This is a genomic window from Uruburuella suis, from assembly GCF_004341385.1.
Lineage (GTDB): Bacteria > Pseudomonadota > Gammaproteobacteria > Burkholderiales > Neisseriaceae > Neisseria > Neisseria suis.
This window is the reverse complement of record NZ_SLXE01000002.1, coordinates 135,112-154,742: the sequence shown is the minus strand read 5'-3', so window position 1 is coordinate 154,742 and position 19,631 is coordinate 135,112. Positions and strand designations below refer to the sequence as shown.

Sequence of the window (19,631 nt, the reverse complement as noted above, 5' to 3'; positions counted from 1 at the left end):
GCATGGCAGATAAGTATGTTTTGTTTGGCGACAAAAATTTTAACTTATCTGCCTTTCTTTTATCTGATTATTTTTATGACAAGTAATTGTCAGGATGCCCTAGCGACAAAAAGGCCGTCTGAAAAATGTTTCAGACGGCCTCGGATGAAAAAGCTCAAGCTTGCTGCGCTTCTTCGCGCAATTCGCGGCGCAGGATTTTGCCCACGTTTGATTTGGGCAGCTCGTCGCGAAATTCGATGTCTTTGGGCACTTTATAGGCGGTGAGCTCTTGGCGGCAATAAGCGATTAATTCTTCGCGCGTGAGCGAGGCATCTTTTTTCACCACAAATAATTTCAGCGCTTCGCCGGTTTTCTCGCTGGCCACGCCGATGCAGGCCACTTCGAGCACTTTGGCGTGATGCGCCACCACTTCTTCGATTTCGTTGGGATACACATTAAAGCCCGACACCACAATCAAATCTTTTTTGCGGTCTACAAGCTTAAACCAGCCTTTTTCATCCATCACGGCAATGTCGCCGGTTTCGAGAAAGCCGCGTGCATCGATGGTTTTGGCGGTTTCTTGCGGCCGCTGCCAATAGCCCTGCATCACTTGCGGGCCTTTCACCCACATTTCGCCGGGCATGCCTTGCGCCACAAGCTTGCCATCGGCATCGCGCAATTCCACTTCGGTGGAAGGCACGGGCAGGCCGATGCTGCCGGTGTAGGCGGGGATGTTGAGCGGATTACAGCACACACCGGGGCTTGCTTCAGTGAGGCCGTAGGCTTCCACAATCGGTGTGCCGGTGATGTTTTTCCATTTTTCGGCCACGGCTTTTTGGGTGGCCATGCCGCCGCCGAGCGTGAGCTTGAGGCCGGAGAAATCCACTTCGGCAAAATCGGGGCGGTTGACCATGGCGTTAAACAAGGTGTTCACGCCGATAAACACGCTGATTTTGTGTTTTTTCAAATCGCCGATAAAGCTTTTCATGTCGCGCGGGTTGGTGATGAGCAAAATGCGCGCGCCGGCCTGCATGAAAATCATCAGGTTTACCGTGAGCGCAAACACATGGTAAAGCGGCAATGCGGCGGTAACCACTTCTTTGCCGGGCGTGAGCTGGTTTTGAATCCATTCCGCGCCCTGCATCATATTGGCGCAGATATTGCCGTGGCTGAGCACCGCGCCTTTGGCCACGCCGGTGGTGCCGCCGGTGTATTGCAGAAAAGCGGTGTCGCCGCGCGCCAGGGCCACGGGCATAAAAGCCTGCGCCGCGCCTTGCGCCATGGCTTGTTTGAAAGGAATCGCGCCGGTAATGCGGTAGTCGGGCACCATTTTTTTGATTTTGCGGATCACAAAATTCATCAGCGCTCCTTTGAGCGCGCCGAACATATCGCCGATGGTGGCCACAATCACATTTTTAATTTGCGTTTTGGGCAGCACCAATTCGAGCGTGTTGGCAAAGTTTTCCAGCACGATGATGGTGGTGGCGCCGCTGTCGTTGAGCTGGTGTTCCAATTCGCGCGGGGTGTAGAGCGGGTTGGTGTTGACCACCACCAGCCCGGCCTGCAAAATGCCGAAAATGGCGATGGGATATTGCAACACATTGGGCAGCATCACCGCCACACGCTCGCCGCGCGGCAGCTTGAGCGTGTTTTGCAAAAATGAGGCAAATTGCTGCGCCTGCTGCGCCAATTCGGCATAGCTGAGGCCTTTGCCCATGTTTTCAAAGGCGGTTTGCGCGCCGTATTTCTGCACGCTCTCTTCAAACACGCTGATAATCGACTCGTAGCGGCTGATGTCGATTTCGGCCGGCACACCGGCTTCATAGCTTTGCAACCAGATTTTTTCCATAAGAATAAAGGCTTTCTTTGAATAATGTGAAAGGCCGTCTGAAACCGTTCAGACGGCCTGTTTTGTTTATTTGCTGATAATTAAAGGTTTGTCGGTGCGCATAATCACGCCGCCGCCGAGGCAGATTTCGCCGTTGTAAAGCACGGCCGATTGCCCGGGCGTGACCGCCCATTGCGGCTCGTCGAATGTCAGCTCGATGGTGTCGTTATCCAGATATTTGAGCGAGCAGGGCGCATCGGCCATGCGGTAGCGGGTTTTGCAGCTGTAGCGGCCTTCGGCGGGGCGCTCGGGCAGGGTGAAGCTCAAATCGTTCATCACCAATGTGTCGGTAAACAAAAGCGGGTGGTTGTGGCCTTGCACCACGATTAATTCGTTTGCGGCCAGATTTTTGCCGGCCACAAACCACGGCTCGCCCGCGCCGCCTATGCCCAAGCCTTTGCGCTGGCCGATGGTGTAAAACATCAGGCCGACGTGTTCACCAACGATTTTACCCTCGGGCGTGACCATATTGCCATTATTCGTGGGTAGGTATTTTTGCAGGAATTCGCGAAAAGGGCGCTCGCCGATAAAGCAGATGCCGGTGCTGTCTTTTTTGGCGGCGGTGGGCAGGCGCGCTTCGGCGGCCAGGCGGCGCACTTCGGGCTTTTCCAAATCGCCCAGCGGGAAAATGGCGCGCTCAAGCTGATGCGGTTGCAGGCGGTAGAGGAAATAGCTTTGGTCTTTGTTTTGATCCAGGCCTTTGAGCAGATAATGAATGCCGCCGCGCACTTCTTTGCGCGCATAATGGCCGGTGGCAATCACATCCGCGCCTTGTGCGATGGCGTAATCGAGAAAGCATTTGAACTTGATTTCGGCATTGCAGAGCACATCGGGGTTGGGCGTGCGCCCGGCTTGGTATTCCTGCAGAAAATAGGCGAAAACTTTGTCTTTATATTGCGCGGCAAAATTCACAATATCAATGTCGATGCCGATAATGTCGGCCACGGCCATGGCATCGAGCGAATCTTCTTTGATGCTGCAATATTCGTCGTTGTTGTCGTCTTCCCAATTTTGCATAAACACGCCGTGCACATGATGGCCGGCCTCTTTGAGCAAATAAGCGGTTACAGACGAATCTACGCCGCCGGACAGGCCGACAACGATATTTTTGGGGGAGGAAGTAGCGTGCATGGTGCGGCAGATGGGGCGGCTGCGCGGCTTTGAAAGGCCGGTTGCGAAAGCGCATGTTTGCCATGCATTTGCAATCGGGCGTAAAGCGGGAGGCCGTCTGAAAAATAATAAAGAGCGTAATTTTAGCATACTTTCAGACGGCCTCAATCGACATGCGTGAAGGTGCGCAATCGAATGAGAAATGTTATGGCAGAACACATGCATGTAAAGAAATGTGATGCTGCCATACAGCAGCCGTCGGACGGGTAAAATGAAGCGCAATCCATGAAAAAGGCCAAACCAAATATGAAACGCAAGCTAATTATCAGCGGCCACAGCAACGGCTTAGGGCGTGCGCTGGCCGAATATTATTTGCGCTGGGGTGATGAGGTGCTGGGTTTGTCGCGGCGGCGGGTGGCTGTTGAGTCGTCTGAAAAATTTCAGCAGCATATTATCGATTTGAGCGACAGCGCTGCCGTGGCCGCGCTGCTTTCAGACGGCCTGATTGCTGATTTTATGCATGCGGCCGATGAGGTGGTGTTGATTAACAATGCCGGCACGGTGCAGCCCAGCGCCATGCTCGGACGGCAAAACGATGCCGAAATTATCACATCGGCGGCTTTAAACATCACCGCGCCCTTGCTGCTGGCTAATGAAGTATGCCGGCAAAAACCCGCAAATGCAGTGCTGAAAATCGTGCACATCAGCAGCGGCGCGGGTCGAAATGCCTATCCGGGCTGGAGTGTTTACGGTGCCGGCAAAGCCGCGTTGGATCATCATGCCCGCTGCGTGGCGGCGGAACAATTGAGTGGCGTGCGCATTGCCAGCATTGCGCCCGGCGTGATCGACACCGGCATGCAGGCGCAAATCCGCGCAAGCGACACGGCCGATTTCCCGATGCTGGCGCGTTTTCAAGATTTAAAAGCGCAAGGCGGCTTGAGCAGCGCAGAAGAGATTGCCGCACACATTGCCGCCATGATTGCCGACCGGAATTTCGGCAAGGCAATTGTGCAAGATGTACGCGATTGGCAGCCTTCGGCATAATATATTCATATGAAAAAAGGATAATGAGCAGGTAAAAGCATGAGCAGCGATTTTGAACACACTTTGAAAATGCTGGGCAAGCAGGCCCGGCAGGCAGAAAAAGCACGTATTGAAGCCGAAGCGGCACAGCGCCGGCGCGAGGCGGAAATCGTGGATTTTGCCGCTGCTGTGGGCGAGGTGGTGCCGCTGAAAAACACGCAGCGTTATGCGCCGCCGCGTGATGCATCGCCCATCAAACCGCGCGCCAAAAATGAAGCGGCGCGGGCAGAGGAAGATTATTTCTACGTCGGCACCGGCGGCTTTGATGAGCCGCCGGCCACGTTCAGCAAAAACGGCCAAGGGCAAAACGACATCCGCCGCCTGCAAAGCGGCCATTGGCCGGTGGTGGCCGATGTGGATCTGCACGGCTACACGCAGGAAGAAGCGCAGCAGGTGCTGAACGAATTTATCGATTTCACCGCCCGGAGGGGCGTGTGCGGCGAAATCGTGCATGGCAGCGGCTTGGGCTCTTCGGGCTATAAGCCGGTGCTCAAAACGCTGGTGCGCCGCTGGCTGATGGCGCATCCCGATGTGCTGGCCTATGCCGAGCCGCATCCGGGCAACGATGGTGCGGTGCGCATTTTGCTGCGTCGGCGCACGGCATCGGAAGCATGATTGCAACATGGGAAATTTACCCGTTTTAACGGTGTTGCAGGCCGTCTGAAAGGCAGCGGGGTGATGTGTGTGAAATGATTCGTTTTTGTTGGTTTATAATCGAAATGGAAAAAATTTCAGCATATTGAAACGATGATTGTTCGGAAAAGAATAATTGGATGAAAACATCATGGTTGAGCCGCGCTGTTTTCCTGCTTGGCGGCGCTGCGCAAATTTGCCAGCAAGGCGGTTTGCTGATACGATTTAAGCGTTCATATTTTAAATTTGCAGCGACATTACAGCGGGTTAGTTTAATATCTTCATTAAGCAACTGATAATGCGCTGTTTTGTTCCGTCAATGCCCGAGAATATAAGCTTTTTGCTCTAATATTCGGGCAGGTTCGAAAACGAAAAGGCGGCCTTTGAGCAGGCCGGTTGATAACCCATCTCAATCTTTATAGGAAGGATGACTATGTCCACCCAAACCAACGATGTTAACGACATTGATCCGATTGAAACCCAGGAGTGGTTGGATGCATTGAGCTCTGTGCTGGAAAGCGAAGGCACCGAGCGCGCGCATTTCCTGCTGGAAAATCTGGTGAAATACACCCGCCGCCGCGGTGTGCATTTGCCGTTTGATGCCACCACCGCTTATCTGAACACCATTCCGGTGGGCAAAGAGCAAAAATCGCCGGGCAATCAGGAATTGGAACACCGCATCCGCTCCATTATCCGCTGGAATGCCGCCGCTATGGTGTTGCGCGCCGGCAAAAAAGATTTGGAGCTGGGCGGCCACATCGCTTCTTTCCAATCTGCCGCCACCTTGTATGACGTGGGCTTCAACCATTTCTGGCACGCCAAACACGATGATGCCGAGGGCGATTTGGTGTTTATCCAAGGCCACTCCGCGCCCGGCATTTATGCCCGCGCTTTCGTGGAAGGCCGCTTGAGCGAAGATGAGCTGAATAATTTCCGCCAAGAAGTCGAGGGCAAAGGCCTCTCTTCTTATCCGCACCCGCACTTGATGCCCGATTTTTGGCAATTCCCCACCGTGTCTATGGGTTTGGGTCCGTTGATGGCGATTTATCAGGCCCGTTTCCTGAAATACCTGGAATCGCGCGGCCTCACCAAAACCAAAGGCCGCAAAGTGTGGGTGTTCTGCGGTGATGGCGAGATGGACGAGCCGGAAAGCCAAGGCGCGATTTCGCTGGCCGCCCGCGAAGGCTTGGACAACCTGATTTTTGTAATCAACTGCAACCTGCAACGCCTTGACGGCCCTGTGCGCGGTAACGGCAAGATTATTCAAGAGCTGGAAGGCAACTTCCGCGGCGCCGGTTGGAATGTGCTCAAAGTGATTTGGGGCAGCCGCTGGGATGCGCTCTTGGCGCGCGATACCGACAACGAACTCAAAGCGCGTATGGATGAATGCCTCGACGGTGATTATCAAACCTATAAATCGAAAGACGGCGCTTATGTGCGCGATCATTTCTTCAACACCCCGAGCCTGAAAGCCATGGTGGCCAATATGTCGGACGCAGAAATTTGGGCGCTCAACCGTGGCGGCCACGATCCGCACAAAGTGTATGCCGCCTATTATGAAGCGGTAAACAACCCCGGCGGCCGCCCCACCGTGATTTTGGCCAAAACCATCAAAGGCTATGGCATGGGTGCTTCCGGCGAAGGCCAAAACACCGCCCACCAAGCCAAAAAAATGGATCAGGATTCGCTGAAAAAATTCCGCACCCGTTTCGACATTCCTGTTACCGACGAGCAAATCGAAAGCGGCGATCTGCCTTATTACCGCTTCCCGGAAGACAGCGAAGAAATGCGCTATCTACGCGAACGCCGCAACAGCTTGGGTGGCTATCTGCCGCAACGCAATCCCAATCTGGAAGCGCTGCCGATTCCCGAGTTGTCGGCTTTTGATGCGCAGCTGCAATCAAGCGGCGAGCGTGAATTTTCCACCACCATGGCGTTTGTGCGCATTTTGAGCACCCTGCTCAAAGACAAACAAATCGGCAAACGCATCGTGCCGATTGTGCCCGATGAAAGCCGCACCTTCGGCATGGAAGGCATGTTCCGCCAATACGGCATCTGGAATCCGAAAGGCCAGCAATACACCCCGCAAGACAAAGACCAGCTGATGTTCTACAAAGAATCGGTTGACGGCCAAATCCTGCAGGAAGGCATCAACGAGCCGGGCGCGATGGCCGACTGGATTGCCGCGGGCACAAGCTATGCCAACAGCCATTTTGCGATGATTCCGTTTTACATCTACTACTCGATGTTCGGCTTCCAGCGCGTGGGCGATTTGGCTTGGGCGGCGGGCGATATGCACACTCGCGGCTTCTTGATCGGCGGCACCGCCGGCCGCACCACGCTCAACGGCGAAGGCCTGCAACATCAAGACGGCCACAGCCAGATTCAGGCCGACCTGATTCCGAACTGCATCTCTTACGACCCGACTTTCTCATACGAAGTGGCCGTGATTGTGCACGACGGTTTGCGCCGCATGTATGTGGATCAGGAAGATGTATATTACTACCTCACCGTGATGAACGAAAACTACACCCATCCGGCCATGCCGCAGCGCAAAGGCATTGAAGAAGAAATTCTCAAAGGCATGTATTTGCTCAAAGCCGGTGAAAAAGGCGATAAAAAAGTGCAGCTGATGGGCTCGGGCGTGATTCTGAACGAGGTAATCAAAGGTGCCGAGTTGTTGAAAAACGATTTCGGTGTCGATGCCGATATCTGGTCGGTGCCCTCATTCAACCTGCTGCACCGCGATGCCATAGAAGTGGAGCGCTACAACCGCCTGCACCCGCTGGAAGAAGCCAAGCTGCCGTTTGTGACCCGCCAGCTGCAAGGCTATGAAGGCCCGGTGATTGCCTCCACCGATTACATCCGCAGCTTTGCCGACCGCATCCGCGCCTATATTCCCAACAATTACCATGTGTTGGGCACCGACGGCTTCGGCCGCAGCGATTCGCGCGCCAACTTGCGCGACTTCTTCGAAGTCGACAGCCGCCATGTGGCCGTAGCCGCCCTGAGCGCGCTGGCCGAACAAGGCAAAGTGGGCAAAGAAGTGGTGCAGCAAGCCATTGAGAAATACGGCATCCAAACCGATACCGCTCCGAGCTGGAAACGCTGATGCCTTTCAGACGGCCTTGTGTTTTAAAGGCCGTCTGAAACCGCACCGTTTCCCCCTCATATATATCGAACAACTGTTCTGCAATGCGCGCACCGTATTGCAGCCCGTTAAAGGAAAACACGATGAGCCAAATCGTAGAAATCAAAGTGCCCGATATCGGCGGCCATGAAAATGTGGACGTGATTGATGTGGCCGTTAAAGCCGGCGACACCATCGCCGTAGACGACACCCTGATCACCCTCGAAACCGACAAAGCCACCATGGATGTGCCCGCCGATGCCGCCGGCGTGGTGAAAGAAGTAAAAGTCAAAGTGGGCGACAAAGTATCGGAAGGCAGCGTGATTGTGGTGGTGGAAGCCGCTGCGGCCGAAGCAGCTGCACCAGAAGCCGCGCCGGCCGCCGCGCCCGCACAAACCGTTGCGCCTGAATCGGTTGCGCCTGCCGCACCCGCTGCGCCCGCCGTTGCCGCGCCAGCCGCCGCAGCGATTGCAGCCGTGGAAGTGCCCGATATCGGCGGCCATGAAAATGTGGACGTGATTGCCGTAGAAGTGAAAGTGGGTGACACCGTTGCCGAAGACGACACCTTGATTACCCTCGAAACCGACAAAGCCACCATGGATGTGCCCAGCAGCGCCGCCGGTGTGGTGAAAGCCGTGTATGTCAAAGTGGGTGATAAAGTATCGCAAGGCAGCAAAATTATCGAAGTGGAAAGCGAAGGTGCAGCCGCGCCGGCTGCTGCACCCGCTGCCGAAGCGGCACCTAAAGCAGCTGCACCTGCCGCTGCACCGGCGGCAACTCCTGCTGCTGCGCCTGCTCAGGCAGTGCCCGTGGCCGCATTCGGCAACACGCCGGTGAATGAAACCGCGTTTGCCAAAGCCCACGCCGGCCCCTCTGCTCGCAAACTCGCGCGCGAATTGGGTGTGGATTTGGGCTTGGTGAGCGGCAGCGGCCTCAAAGGCCGCATTATGGGCGAAGACATCAAAGCCTTTGTGAAAGCCGCCATGCAAGGTGGTGCCGGCAAAGGCGCACCGGCAGCGGCTTCTGCCTCTTTGGGCGGCGGCTTGGATTTGCTGCCGTGGCCGAAAGTGGATTTCAGCAAGTTCGGCGAAATCGAAGTGAAAGAGCTGAGCCGCATCAAGAAAATTTCCGGCCAAAACCTGTCGCGCAACTGGGTGGTGATTCCGCACGTTACCGTCAACGACGATGCCGACATGACCGATTTGGAAGCTTTCCGCCAGCAGCTCAACAAAGAATGGGAGCGCGAAGGCGTGAAACTCTCGCCGCTGGCCTTTATCATCAAAGCTTCGGTGAACGCGCTCAAAGCTTTCCCCGAGTTTAATTCTTCGCTCGACGGCGATAATCTGGTGTTGAAAAAATATTACAACATCGGCTTTGCCGCCGACACGCCCAATGGTTTGGTGGTGCCGGTGATTAAAGATGCCGACAAAAAAGGCCTTAAAGAAATCAGCATCGAATTGGGCGAATTGAGTAAAAAAGCCCGCGAAGGCAAGCTCAAGCCGCAAGACATGCAGGGCGCATGCTTCACCATTTCCAGCTTGGGCGGCATCGGCGGCACCGGCTTCACCCCGATTGTGAACGCACCCGAAGTGGCTATTTTGGGCGTGTGCAAATCGCAAATGAAGCCGGTGTGGAACGGCAAAGAATTCCAGCCGCGCCTGATGTGTCCGCTGAGCCTCTCTTTCGACCACCGCGTGATCGACGGCGCGGCCGGCATGCGCTTCACCGTGTATTTGGCCAATCTGTTGAAAGATTTCCGCCGCGTGGTGTTGTAAGGCTTTTCAGACGGCCTCTGTGAAGCGTGAGGCCGTCTGAAAACATTTATCGAAAGCAGCTTGAACACTGCTTGATGAAAGGTTGAACATGAGCTTAATCGAATTGAAAGTGCCCGATATCGGCGGCCACGATAATGTGGACATCATCGCCGTTGAAATCAAAGCGGGCGACACGCTTGCTGTTGAAGATACCCTGATTACTTTGGAAACCGACAAAGCCACGATGGATGTGCCGGCTGAAGCGGCCGGTGTGGTGAAAGAAGTCAAGGTAAAAGTGGGCGACAAAATTTCCGAAGGCGGCGTGATTGCCGTGATTGAAGCGGCCGGCGCGGCTGAAGCGCCCAAAGCCGAAGAAAAAGCGGCAGCGCCGGCAGCAGAAGCGCCCAAAGCGGCCGCAGCAGCGCCGCAAGCGGCAGCATTTGGCGGCAGCGCCGATGCCGACTACGATGTGGTGGTGTTGGGCGGCGGCCCCGGCGGCTATTCCGCTGCTTTTGCCGCAGCTGATGAAGGCCTGAAAGTGGCCATTATCGAGCGCTACAACACCTTGGGCGGCGTGTGCCTGAATGTGGGCTGTATTCCCTCCAAAGCCTTGCTGCACAATGCCAATGTGATTGATGAAGTGCGCCATTTGGCAGCCAACGGCATCAAATATCCCGAGCCCGAGCTGGATATCGATATGCTGCGCACTTATAAAGAAAAAGTGATCGGCAAGCTCACCGGCGGCCTGGCCGGCATGGCCAAAGCACGCAAAGTGGATGTGATTCAAGGCGAAGGGCAATTTGTGGGCGCGAACCATATCGAAGTGGCGCTCACCGACAGCCCGCAATATGAAAAAGCCACCGAAACCGGCGAGAAAAAAACCATAGGCTTTAAAAACTGCATCATCGCCGCCGGCAGCCGCGTGATGAATTTGCCGTTTATTCCGCAAGACCCGCGCATTATCGACTCGAGCGGTGCGCTGGAATTGAAAGAAGTGCCGCAAAAAATGCTGATCATCGGCGGCGGCATCATCGGCCTGGAAATGGGCACCGTTTACAGCACTTTGGGCACACGTCTGGATGTGGTGGAGATGATGGACGGCCTGATGCAGGGCGCCGACCGCGATTTGGTGAAAGTGTGGCAGAAGCTCAATGAATACCGCTTCGACAACATTATGATCAACACCAAAACCGTGGCCGTGGAGCCGAAAGAAGACGGTATTTATGTCACCTTCGAGGGTGAAAACGCGCCCAAAGAGCCGCTGCGCTACGATGCGGTGCTGGTGGCCGCCGGCCGCGCGCCCAACGGCAAATTGATTGGTGCCGAAAAAGCCGGCGTGGCCGTGACCGAGCGCGGCTTTATCGAGGTGGACAAGCAAATGCGCACCAATGTGCCGCATATTTATGCCATCGGCGATATTGTCGGCCAACCGATGCTCGCGCATAAAGCGGTGCACGAAGGCCATGTGGCGGCTGAAAATTGCGCCGGCCACAAAGCTTATTTCGATGCGCGCGTGATTCCCGGCGTGGCCTACACTGCGCCCGAAGTGGCTTGGGTGGGCGTAACCGAGCTTTCCGCCAAAGCGCAAGGCCTGAAAATCACCAAAGCCAATTTCCCGTGGGCCGCTTCCGGTCGCGCCATTGCCAATGGCTGCGACCAAGGCTTCACCAAGCTGATTTTCGACGCCGACACCGGCCTGATTATCGGCGGCGGCATTGTCGGCCCCAATGGTGGCGACATGATAGGCGAAATCTGCCTGGCCATCGAAATGGGTTGTGATGCCACCGATATCGGCAAAACCATCCACCCGCATCCGACCTTGGGCGAAACCATCGGCCTGGCGGCGGAAGTGGCATTGGGCACGTGCACCGATTTGCCGCCGCAACGCAAGAAAAAATAAGCTTTCGCACGGATACGTGTTGAAATCAAAGCAGGCCGTCTGAAACTTTTCAGACGGCCTTTCTGTTTTGTTTTATCAGCCTCGTTTGTGCCAAATCAAATTTCAAATGTAATAAAACTACGATTAAATATTATAATATCAATTGGTGATTTTAAATTTTATTTATTTAAATAATACAAAATATTATCAGCTTATTCTATTAAAACAATCGGAGGTTTTATGCAGAAATTCAGATTTGCAGCGGTCCTGTTGGCTGTATGTGCTTTACCGTTGGCGGCTGCTCAGCCGCATGATGCACATCATGCGCCGCATTGGTCTTATGCAGGCGCAGAAGGCCCTGCGCATTGGGGTGAGTTGGGCAGTGAATATACCGAATGTAGTGCCGGTAAAAACCAATCGCCGGTGGATTTGAGCCGGGCGGCTGCCACTTCAGAGCGCAGCGTGGTTTTTCATTATCAGCCGGCGCGTTATCGCGTGGAAAACAACGGCCACGCTTTGCAGGCCACGCCTGAGGGCGGCGGCCAGTTTGTGCGCATTGGTGGAGAGTCTTTTGCTTTGAAGCAGTTTCATTTCCACACGCCCAGCGAGCACACATTCAAAGGCCGCCATTTTCCGTTGGAAGCCCATTTCGTGCATCAAAGCACGCAAGGCGCGCTGGCCGTGGTGGCGGTGGTGTTTGATGCCGGTAAGGCCAATCCGGCACTCAAGCCGCTGTTGGCGAAAAAATTGAAGCCCGGCCAATCGGTGCAATTGCCGCATGAGTTGGATATTTCAAACCTGTTTCCCGCCGATACGGCTCATTTCCGCCTGAACGGCTCGCTCACCACGCCGCCGTGCAGCGAAGGGGTGAATTGGGTGGTGATGGAAGCGCCGGTGGCGGCTGCTGCGGCGCAGCTTGAAGCTGCTGCCACCATAATCGGCCACCCCAACAACCGCCCGGTGCAACCTTTGAATGCGCGTATTGTCATTGAAGAAGCACAATAAGCAAAAGCTGCCAGGGCCGTCTGAAAGGCCGGGCAAAGCATTCAGACGGCCTCGGTAAAAATAAACAAAGCCCCTGCGCAGCTTCGGCGCTTGTGATAAAGTAACAGCCCGATTGCCGTGCTGCCGCTTGCGGCGGCATGTTTTAAATTTTAGCCAACTCAGGCGATAAACGGCCTGTTGCCCGGCGCTTGGAGATTGAATCATGTCTTTTTGGAAAACCGGCATCCGCCCGTTGTGTGCCGCGCTGATGTTGCTGTGTGCCGGCAGCGTGTATGCAGCCAGCCATCAGGCGGCGCTGCAAAGCGATGATTATGTGGCTGTTGAGCGCAAAAAGCGCTATTCCGAAACGGAATATGCCGAAGAATACACGCGCCGCCAGGATATCGTGCAGCGGGCCAACCAAATATTCACGCTGCTGGGCGGCGAGATGGCTTTGGAAAAAGGCGAGGCCGGCACGGCGCTGGCCACTTATATGCTGATGCTCGACCGCACGCGTGATCCGGAGGTGGCCGAGCGCGCTATGGAAATGGCCGTGTCGTTGCATGCTTACGAGCAGGCAGAAGCCATTTATCAGAAATGGCAGCAGATTGAGCCTGTGCCCGGACCTGCGCAAAAGCGCATGACGTGGGCGCGCAGCTTGGTGTTTGGCGACACAAAATATGCGGCCGATAATCTGGCCGCCGTATTTGCCGGTGCCGATGAAGAGCAAGTGCGGCGCATGTTTTTATTGCTGACGCAAGTGAGCGTGCAGCAGCCGGATTTGGCTGCAAAAGCCGGCTCTGCCTTGCACCGCACCGCCGCGAAATATCCCGATATGCCGGAAGCGGCCATTGCCGATGCGATTTTCAGCGCGCAAAACGGCAAAGACAAAGATGCCGTTAAAGCTTTGCAAAAGCTCGCCGGGCTGGATGCCGATATCCGCCCGCCCACCGAGCTCACCTTGCGGCTGGTGGCGCAGCGCCGCCCGGAAGTGCTCAACCGCTTTTTTGCCGAAACCGACACAAAAGATTTGTCGCCTATGTGGCAAGAGCTGAAAATCAGCAGCTTGATCAGCGCCGGCCAAACCGATGAAGCTTATCGCCAGTTGCAGCAATTGTTGGCGCAAAGCCCCAATGCCGATCTGTATATCCAAGCGGCTTTACTCGGCGTGCAGCGCAACGATGATCTGCCTGCCGTGATCGGCCAGCTTGAAAAAGCCTATGCTTATGGTACGCAGGAGCAGCAAAGCCGCGCCGCCGTGATTGCCGCTATGCGCACCGCCGATGCCCGGCAATATGCAGAGGCGAAGGCATGGCTGAATAAAATCAACGCGCCGGATTATGTGTTTGATAAAGCCGTGTTGCGCGCCTCAATCGAAGCCGAGCAGGGCAATTGGCAGCAGGCATTGGCTGAAACCCGGCGCGCGCAGCGGCTGCCCGAGCAGCAGGGGCGCTTTTTCAACGGCAATGATTTGCAGCGGGTGCAATTGTTTGCCATTGCCAAACACAGCAACCCGCAGCAGGCGCTAGCCGAGCTCAACACCATGTTGGCGCGTGCCGAAAAGCAGCCCGATAATGATGAGCGGGTGGCCGATATTCTTTACCAACGTGCGCTGGTTTATGCCGACAAGCTGCACCAGCCCGAACGCGCCGTGGCCGATTTGCGCCGCTATTTGAAGCTGAATCCGAATAGCGCCGGCGGTATGAATGCCTTGGGCTACACCATGTTGTCGCAGCCTTCCGCCGATTTGGACGAGGCTTTCGGCCTGATTCAGGCGGCCTATCAAATCGAGCCGGAATCCGCCGCCATTAACGACAGCATGGGCTGGGCTTATTTCAAAAAAGGCGACCCGCAAGCCGCACTGCCTTATCTGCAATATGCTTTCGAGCAATATCCGGATCCGGAAGTGGCCGCGCATTTGGGCGAAGTGTTGTGGGCAATGGGCGAGCATGAGCAAGCGCGCGCCGTGTTTGCAAAAGGGCTGGCCGGCGAGGGCAATATGGCGGTGTTACGCGAAACCATCAAACGTTTGGGCGTGCGCCTGCCTGCTGCGTCAAACGCCAAAAAATAAAGCGCAGGCCGTCTGAAAAGATATTGTTTGTTTTCAGACGGCCTGTTTTTGATTTTATTGAAAATAAGGCCGTCTGAAATCAAACAAGGCCGTCTGAAACGCAAATACAAACACATGAATATAAATATCCGGATTTCTGCCGCAAAATTATTTGCACTTTCTGCCGCTGTGCTGCTGGCTGCATGTGCACAACCGCGCATGGCCACAAGCGACAGCTGGCGCGAGCAAACCGAAATGCCCGACTTCACCGCCGGCGGGCGCTTGGCGGTGAAGGTGAATGAAAAAGGCTCGTATGCCAATTTTGACTGGACGCACCAAAACCAGGTGCAAACCATTGATGTCAACACGCCGTTGGGCAACACGGTCGGCCAGCTTTGCCAAGACGGGCAGGGCGTGTTGGCGGTGGACGGCAAAGGGCAGGTTTATCAGGCCGCCAGCGCCGAAGCTTTGAGTGAGCAGCTGCTCGGTTATGCTTTGCCGGTGCAGTATCTTGATGTGTGGGCCAATGGCCAATGGGTTAAAAATGCCCCGTATCAAATATTACCTGATGGGCGCTTGCAGCAATTCGAGTGGACGATTACACGCCGTCTGAAAGAAGATGGCACGCCGCGCATCTTGCAGCTGGAAAGCCCCAAGCTCAGCTTGCGCTTGGTGTTTGACCAAATCACTTACAGCAAAAGCAGCGGTGCAGCCGGGCAATGCGCCGCGCGGGCAGGTGCATAATGGTGAAGCTGCCCGCGCATGCCCAAGCCTTTTTGGCACCGGCCAAGCTCAATCTCGATTTGCGCATCACCGGCCGTCGCGCCGACGGCTATCATTTGTTGGAAAGCATTTTCTGCCTGATTGATTTGTGCGACATCGTGCATTTGGCGCCGCGCACCGATGCTGAAGTCATATTGCATGCACCGGCCGCCAGCGTGGCCGCTGAGCAGGATTTAAGCTATCGTGCCGCCAAAGCCCTGCAGCAAGCCGCAAATTGCCGCTTGGGTGCCGATATTTGGCTGCAAAAAAACATTCCCATGGGCGGCGGCTTGGGTGGCGGCAGCTCCGATGCCGCCACTGTGCTGCTGGCGCTGAATCATCTGTGGCAATGCGGCTTGAACCGCCAAGCATTAATGGAAATCGGCGTTGGTTTGGGCGCCGATGTGCCTTTTTTCTTGTTTGGCCGCAATGCATTTGCCAGGGGCATCGGCGAGCAGTTGAGCGCATTTGCCGTGCCCAAACAATGGTATGTGGTGGTGAAGCCGGCTGTGCACGTGAGCACGCCTGCAATTTTTTCACATCGAGGCTTGACACGAAATTCCAAACCCAGCATAATGCCGACTTTCCAAACGCTACAGCCTTTCAGAAATGACATGCAAGCGGTGGTGTTGGAAACTTACCCCGAAGTAAAAGAGGTGTATCAAGCGCTGAAGCCTTACGGCAAGCCTTTGATGACCGGCTCAGGTGCTTGTGTGTTTATCGGCTTTGAGCAGAAGGGTGAGGCAGAAGCAGTATACAACCGGATTTCAAAAAAATATGAAGCATATTGCGTGGAAGGCCTCGAGTCCCACCCTTTGCTTGATAGATAAGTTTTGAAGTGTTGGGGAGTCGTCAAGCGGTTAAGACACTGGATTTTGATTCCAGCATGCGAAGGTTCGAATCCTTCCTCCCCAGCCACCACCCAGTTTTGGGGAGTCGTCAAGCGGTTAAGACACTGGATTTTGATTCCAGCATGCGAAGGTTCGAATCCTTCCTCCCCAGCCAGATAAAAGCGTGTAAGTTCACTTGCACGCTTTTATTACGTTTTCGCCACATCTGCATAAAAATGAGGGATGCGGCTTTGTGCTGCAAAGCTTGGGTGCGTATAATGGGCACCTCGGCGTCAGGCGCAGATGAAAGGGAAGCGCATATGTTTCCTGAAACAAAACACTATACCAATCCAGGTGATGAAGATATGGCTGCATACGATAGTTTGATGGTGTTTACCGGCAATGCCAATCCGGAATTGGCACAACGCGTGGTGAAACATTTGGATATCTCATTGGGCAATGCCTCGGTGAGCAAGTTTTCAGACGGCGAAGTGGCCATTGAGTTGCTGGAAAACGTACGCGGGCGTGATGTGTTTATTTTGCAGCCCACTTGCGCACCTACCAACGATAATCTGATGGAAATCCTCACCATCGCCGATGCGCTGAAACGCGCTTCGGCCGGCCGCATCACCGCCGCGATTCCCTATTTCGGCTATGCCCGCCAAGACCGCCGCCCGCGCTCTGTGCGAGTGCCGATTTCGGCCAAGCTGGTGGCCAATATGCTTTATTCGGCCGGTATCGACCGCGTGTTGACTGTGGATTTGCATGCCGACCAGATTCAAGGCTTTTTTGATGTGCCGGTAGACAATATTTATGCCACCCCGATTTTGATTAACGACATCCAACAGCAGCGCATCGAAAACCTGACCGTGGTCAGCCCCGATATCGGCGGTGTGGTGCGCGCCCGTGCCGTGGCCAAAGTGCTGAATGTGGATTTGGCGATTATCGATAAACGCCGCCCCAAAGCCAATGTGGCCGAAGTGATGAATATTATCGGCGATATTCAAGACCGCACCTGCCTGATTGTCGATGATATGATCGATACCGCCAACACCTTGTGCAAAGCCGCTTCTGCGCTCAAAGCGCGTGGCGCTTCGCGCGTGCTGGCTTATGCCACCCACCCGGTGTTTTCCGGCGAGGCCGTGTCGCGCATCGCTTCATCAGATATAGATCAAGTGGTGGTCACCGATACCATTCCCTTGTCGGAAGAGGCGCTCAATTGCGGCCGCATCCGCCAAGTGACCATTGCCGGGCTGCTCGCCGAAACCGTGCGCCGCATCAGCAATGAAGAATCTGTTTCTTATCTTTTCAATGAAGATTTGCTAACGATCGGCAATATGTATTTGCCGTAAAACCTGTCGTCTCAAGCTGGTCGCGGCCGATGACGACTTTTTCTGTTTATTTGGAGTATTTAATATGTCATACGAAATTCAAGCTACCGTTCGCGAAGCACAGGGCACTGGTGCGAGCCGCCGCCTGCGTCGCGAAGGCCAAACCCCCGCCGTGCTGTATGGTGAAGGTCAAGAGCCGGTTGCAATTGCTGTCGATCACAAAACCGTGTTTTACGCGATTGAAAAAGAATCTTTCCACACCGAATTGATTAAACTGACCCTCAACGGCAAAACCCAAGACGTGATTGTGCGCGATTTTCAAATGCATCCGTTCCGTCAAGAAGTGCAGCATATCGACTTCCAAGCCGTTGAAGCCGACAAGCCGCTGAAAATCCGCGTGCCGCTGCATGTAATCAACGCTGAAAATTCGCAAGCGGTTAAGCTGCAAGGCGGTCGTGTGTCTATGCTCAACGCTTCTGTTGAAGTGATTGCCCTGCCCAAAAACGTGCCTGCTGCGTTGGATCTGGATTGCGGCAAAGTGGTTGCCGGCGATATTCTGCACTTGTCCGACATTAAATTCCCGGAAGGCGTGGAAAGCGTTTCTTTGAAACGCGGCTCAAACTTGGCTGTGGCCACCGTTACCGGTAAAAAACGCTAAGCGGGTTGCAATATGTGAATCCCACTGTTTGGTTCAGTGGGATTTTTTATGGCAATCGCTAAAAATTATTGCATTGGAATAGTCAATGAAGTGGTAATTTTTATTTTTACATACTTTCAGTAGATAATATCTACCATTTATCTTAAGACAAGCGGATAATGCCGGCTTGATGTTATGCTGGCTCCATCACTACTGCCACTCACTGAAATCAACGGGTAAAGCTTGTCCGGCGTGCCATGGGCAAAACCAATAATATTTAAGTTGTGTAAACATGCAAAAGCATTTATTTAAAACGGGCGGATTATGGAAACGATGTGCGATTATCTCGGCATTGTTTCTTTTTGCTGCACCACCTCTTGCTGCGAAAGAATTGAAAGATATTCTGAAGCATTCACTGATTGCCGATCCGGCGCTGTTGGAAGCCCGCGCCATGGAAAATGCGGCCAAAAGCACCACCAAAGCCACACAGGCAGGCCATTATCCGGTGCTGACCCTCACCGGCACCAGTGTTTTGGCGCAAAAGCACAAATATGCCAGCAACGATAAAGATGACGGCTTGGGGGTGAGGGGCAATCTCAACCTCTATTCTTGGGGCGGCATCAGCGCCTCAGTGCGTCGCGACAAGCAAAAAGAAATCTATCAAAAATACAAATATTTCGAAACGCAGGAGCAGCTGGGCAGCACCATCGGCAAGCTTTATCTCACCGCCCTGCGGGCAAAAGAATCGCTGCAAATCAACCGCCAAAGCCTCAGCCGCCATAATAATTTATTAAAAGATTTAAGCGTGATTGTGAAGTATGACGGCGGCCGCCGCTCGGAGCTGATTGAAGCCAGAGCGCGCCAATTGCAGGTTGAAACCAATATTTCCCAACAAACCCGCACCATGGAGCTGGCCTTGAGCCGCTTATCTAAATATACCGGCAGCCGCTTGAGTGCCGATGATCTGCAAGATCCGTTCCGCAGCGAATCGGCCGTATCCCTGGTGCGCCGTTTTAAAAATGACGACAACGGCATCAACCCTTCATATTTGGCGCAACAGGCTGAGCGCGAAAGTGCCAACGAAGAATTGGCCGTTGCCAAAGCGGCAAGAATGCCTTCGGTGAATCTGGAGGGCAATGCCAGCCGCGAAACACGCGAGCTTTATGTGAATATGTCGTGGAATGTGCTGGATATGGCGGCACGTTACAACGTGGCCAAAAATGCCGAAACCTTGATTGCCGCCGAATCAAAATTGGATCAGATTGTGCGGGAAGTGGCTGAAAAGTCGCAAACTGCCGAAATCGATATGGCGCAAAGCGAGCAACGCTCCGACATCACCGCGCAACATATTGTGGCGCAAAAAGAAGTGGTGAAAGCTTATGAGCTGCAATTCAAAATCGCGCGCCGCACCTTAACGGATGTGTTGGGTGCTTACACGGAATTGGCCGGCATCGAGCAGGAATATGTGAGTGCGCGTAATGATTTTCGCGATGCCGCATTGGATTATTTGGTTGCCCAGTCGCAAGTGGCCAATTGGGCGGGCGTGGTGCAAGAGAAATAATTATTTAAATCTGAATTGAA

The 19,631-nt window shown here is 54.3% G+C and carries 14 protein-coding genes and 2 tRNA genes; 14 read left to right on the top strand and 2 right to left on the bottom strand.

Features of this window, described 5'->3' with window-relative positions; all coding sequences use genetic code 11:
* Positions 1 to 154: 154 nt before the first annotated feature.
* Together EV680_RS01630 and mnmA are read right to left on the bottom strand one after the other, a co-directional pair.
* Entirely contained in the window at positions 155 to 1,828 is a 1,674-nt protein-coding gene (locus tag EV680_RS01630) for an AMP-binding protein (RefSeq protein ID WP_132952526.1), read from the bottom strand.
* Positions 1,829 to 1,894: 66 nt separating this feature from the next.
* Positions 1,895 to 2,998, bottom strand: coding sequence for a tRNA 2-thiouridine(34) synthase MnmA (gene mnmA / locus EV680_RS01625; RefSeq protein ID WP_132952524.1), 1,104 nt, complete (start codon positions 2,996 to 2,998; stop codon positions 1,895 to 1,897).
* Positions 2,999 to 3,283: 285 nt separating this feature from the next.
* Here mnmA and EV680_RS01620 point away from each other — a divergent pair, with 285 nt between their 5' ends.
* The 14 genes from EV680_RS01620 (at position 3,284) to EV680_RS01555 (ending at position 19,611) form a co-directional block, all read left to right on the top strand.
* Positions 3,284 to 4,021 (top strand): SDR family NAD(P)-dependent oxidoreductase, encoded by a 738-nt coding sequence (locus EV680_RS01620; protein ID WP_132952522.1) that lies wholly within the window; start codon positions 3,284 to 3,286, stop codon positions 4,019 to 4,021.
* 39 nt (positions 4,022 to 4,060) lie between these two features.
* On the top strand, positions 4,061 to 4,675 hold the full coding sequence (locus EV680_RS01615) for a Smr/MutS family protein (RefSeq protein WP_132952520.1): 615 nt from the start codon (positions 4,061 to 4,063) through the stop codon (positions 4,673 to 4,675).
* A 451-nt stretch (positions 4,676 to 5,126) separates the two neighbouring features.
* Positions 5,127 to 7,805 (top strand): pyruvate dehydrogenase (acetyl-transferring), homodimeric type, encoded by a 2,679-nt coding sequence (gene aceE / locus EV680_RS01610; RefSeq protein WP_132952518.1) that lies wholly within the window; start codon positions 5,127 to 5,129, stop codon positions 7,803 to 7,805.
* 122 nt (positions 7,806 to 7,927) lie between these two features.
* Positions 7,928 to 9,598: a dihydrolipoyllysine-residue acetyltransferase gene (gene aceF, locus EV680_RS01605; protein ID WP_132952516.1), complete on the top strand. Its 1,671-nt coding sequence runs from the start codon at positions 7,928 to 7,930 to the stop codon at positions 9,596 to 9,598.
* 88 nt (positions 9,599 to 9,686) lie between these two features.
* A complete protein-coding gene (lpdA, locus tag EV680_RS01600) occupies positions 9,687 to 11,477 on the top strand; it encodes a dihydrolipoyl dehydrogenase (protein WP_132952514.1) in 1,791 nt (596 codons plus the stop codon).
* Positions 11,478 to 11,726: 249 nt separating this feature from the next.
* Entirely contained in the window at positions 11,727 to 12,461 is a 735-nt protein-coding gene (locus EV680_RS01595; protein WP_243650317.1) for a carbonic anhydrase, read from the top strand.
* Between the two features lie 202 nt (positions 12,462 to 12,663).
* Positions 12,664 to 14,511, top strand: coding sequence for a tetratricopeptide repeat protein (locus tag EV680_RS01590; RefSeq protein WP_132952510.1), 1,848 nt, complete (start codon positions 12,664 to 12,666; stop codon positions 14,509 to 14,511).
* Between the two features lie 114 nt (positions 14,512 to 14,625).
* A complete protein-coding gene (gene lolB, locus EV680_RS01585; RefSeq protein WP_132952508.1) occupies positions 14,626 to 15,234 on the top strand; it encodes a lipoprotein insertase outer membrane protein LolB in 609 nt (202 codons plus the stop codon).
* The gene (gene ispE / locus EV680_RS01580) at positions 15,234 to 16,082 is read left to right on the top strand and encodes a 4-(cytidine 5'-diphospho)-2-C-methyl-D-erythritol kinase (protein ID WP_132952506.1); all 849 of its coding nucleotides are present in this window, start codon (positions 15,234 to 15,236) and stop codon (positions 16,080 to 16,082) included. Before lolB ends, ispE begins: the two co-directional genes overlap by 1 nt.
* 12 nt (positions 16,083 to 16,094) lie before the next feature.
* Positions 16,095 to 16,170: transfer RNA gene (locus EV680_RS01575), tRNA-Gln, on the top strand.
* A gap of 11 nt (positions 16,171 to 16,181) precedes the next feature.
* Positions 16,182 to 16,257: transfer RNA gene (locus tag EV680_RS01570), tRNA-Gln, on the top strand.
* Positions 16,258 to 16,447: 190 nt separating this feature from the next.
* Positions 16,448 to 17,434, top strand: a complete 987-nt coding sequence (locus EV680_RS01565) for a ribose-phosphate pyrophosphokinase (protein WP_132952543.1) — start codon at positions 16,448 to 16,450, stop codon at positions 17,432 to 17,434.
* 64 nt (positions 17,435 to 17,498) lie between these two features.
* A complete protein-coding gene (locus tag EV680_RS01560) occupies positions 17,499 to 18,071 on the top strand; it encodes a 50S ribosomal protein L25/general stress protein Ctc (RefSeq protein ID WP_132952504.1) in 573 nt (190 codons plus the stop codon).
* Positions 18,072 to 18,342: 271 nt separating this feature from the next.
* Positions 18,343 to 19,611, top strand: coding sequence for a TolC family protein (locus EV680_RS01555; protein ID WP_132952502.1), 1,269 nt, complete (start codon positions 18,343 to 18,345; stop codon positions 19,609 to 19,611).
* The last annotated feature ends 20 nt before the right edge of the window (positions 19,612 to 19,631 follow it).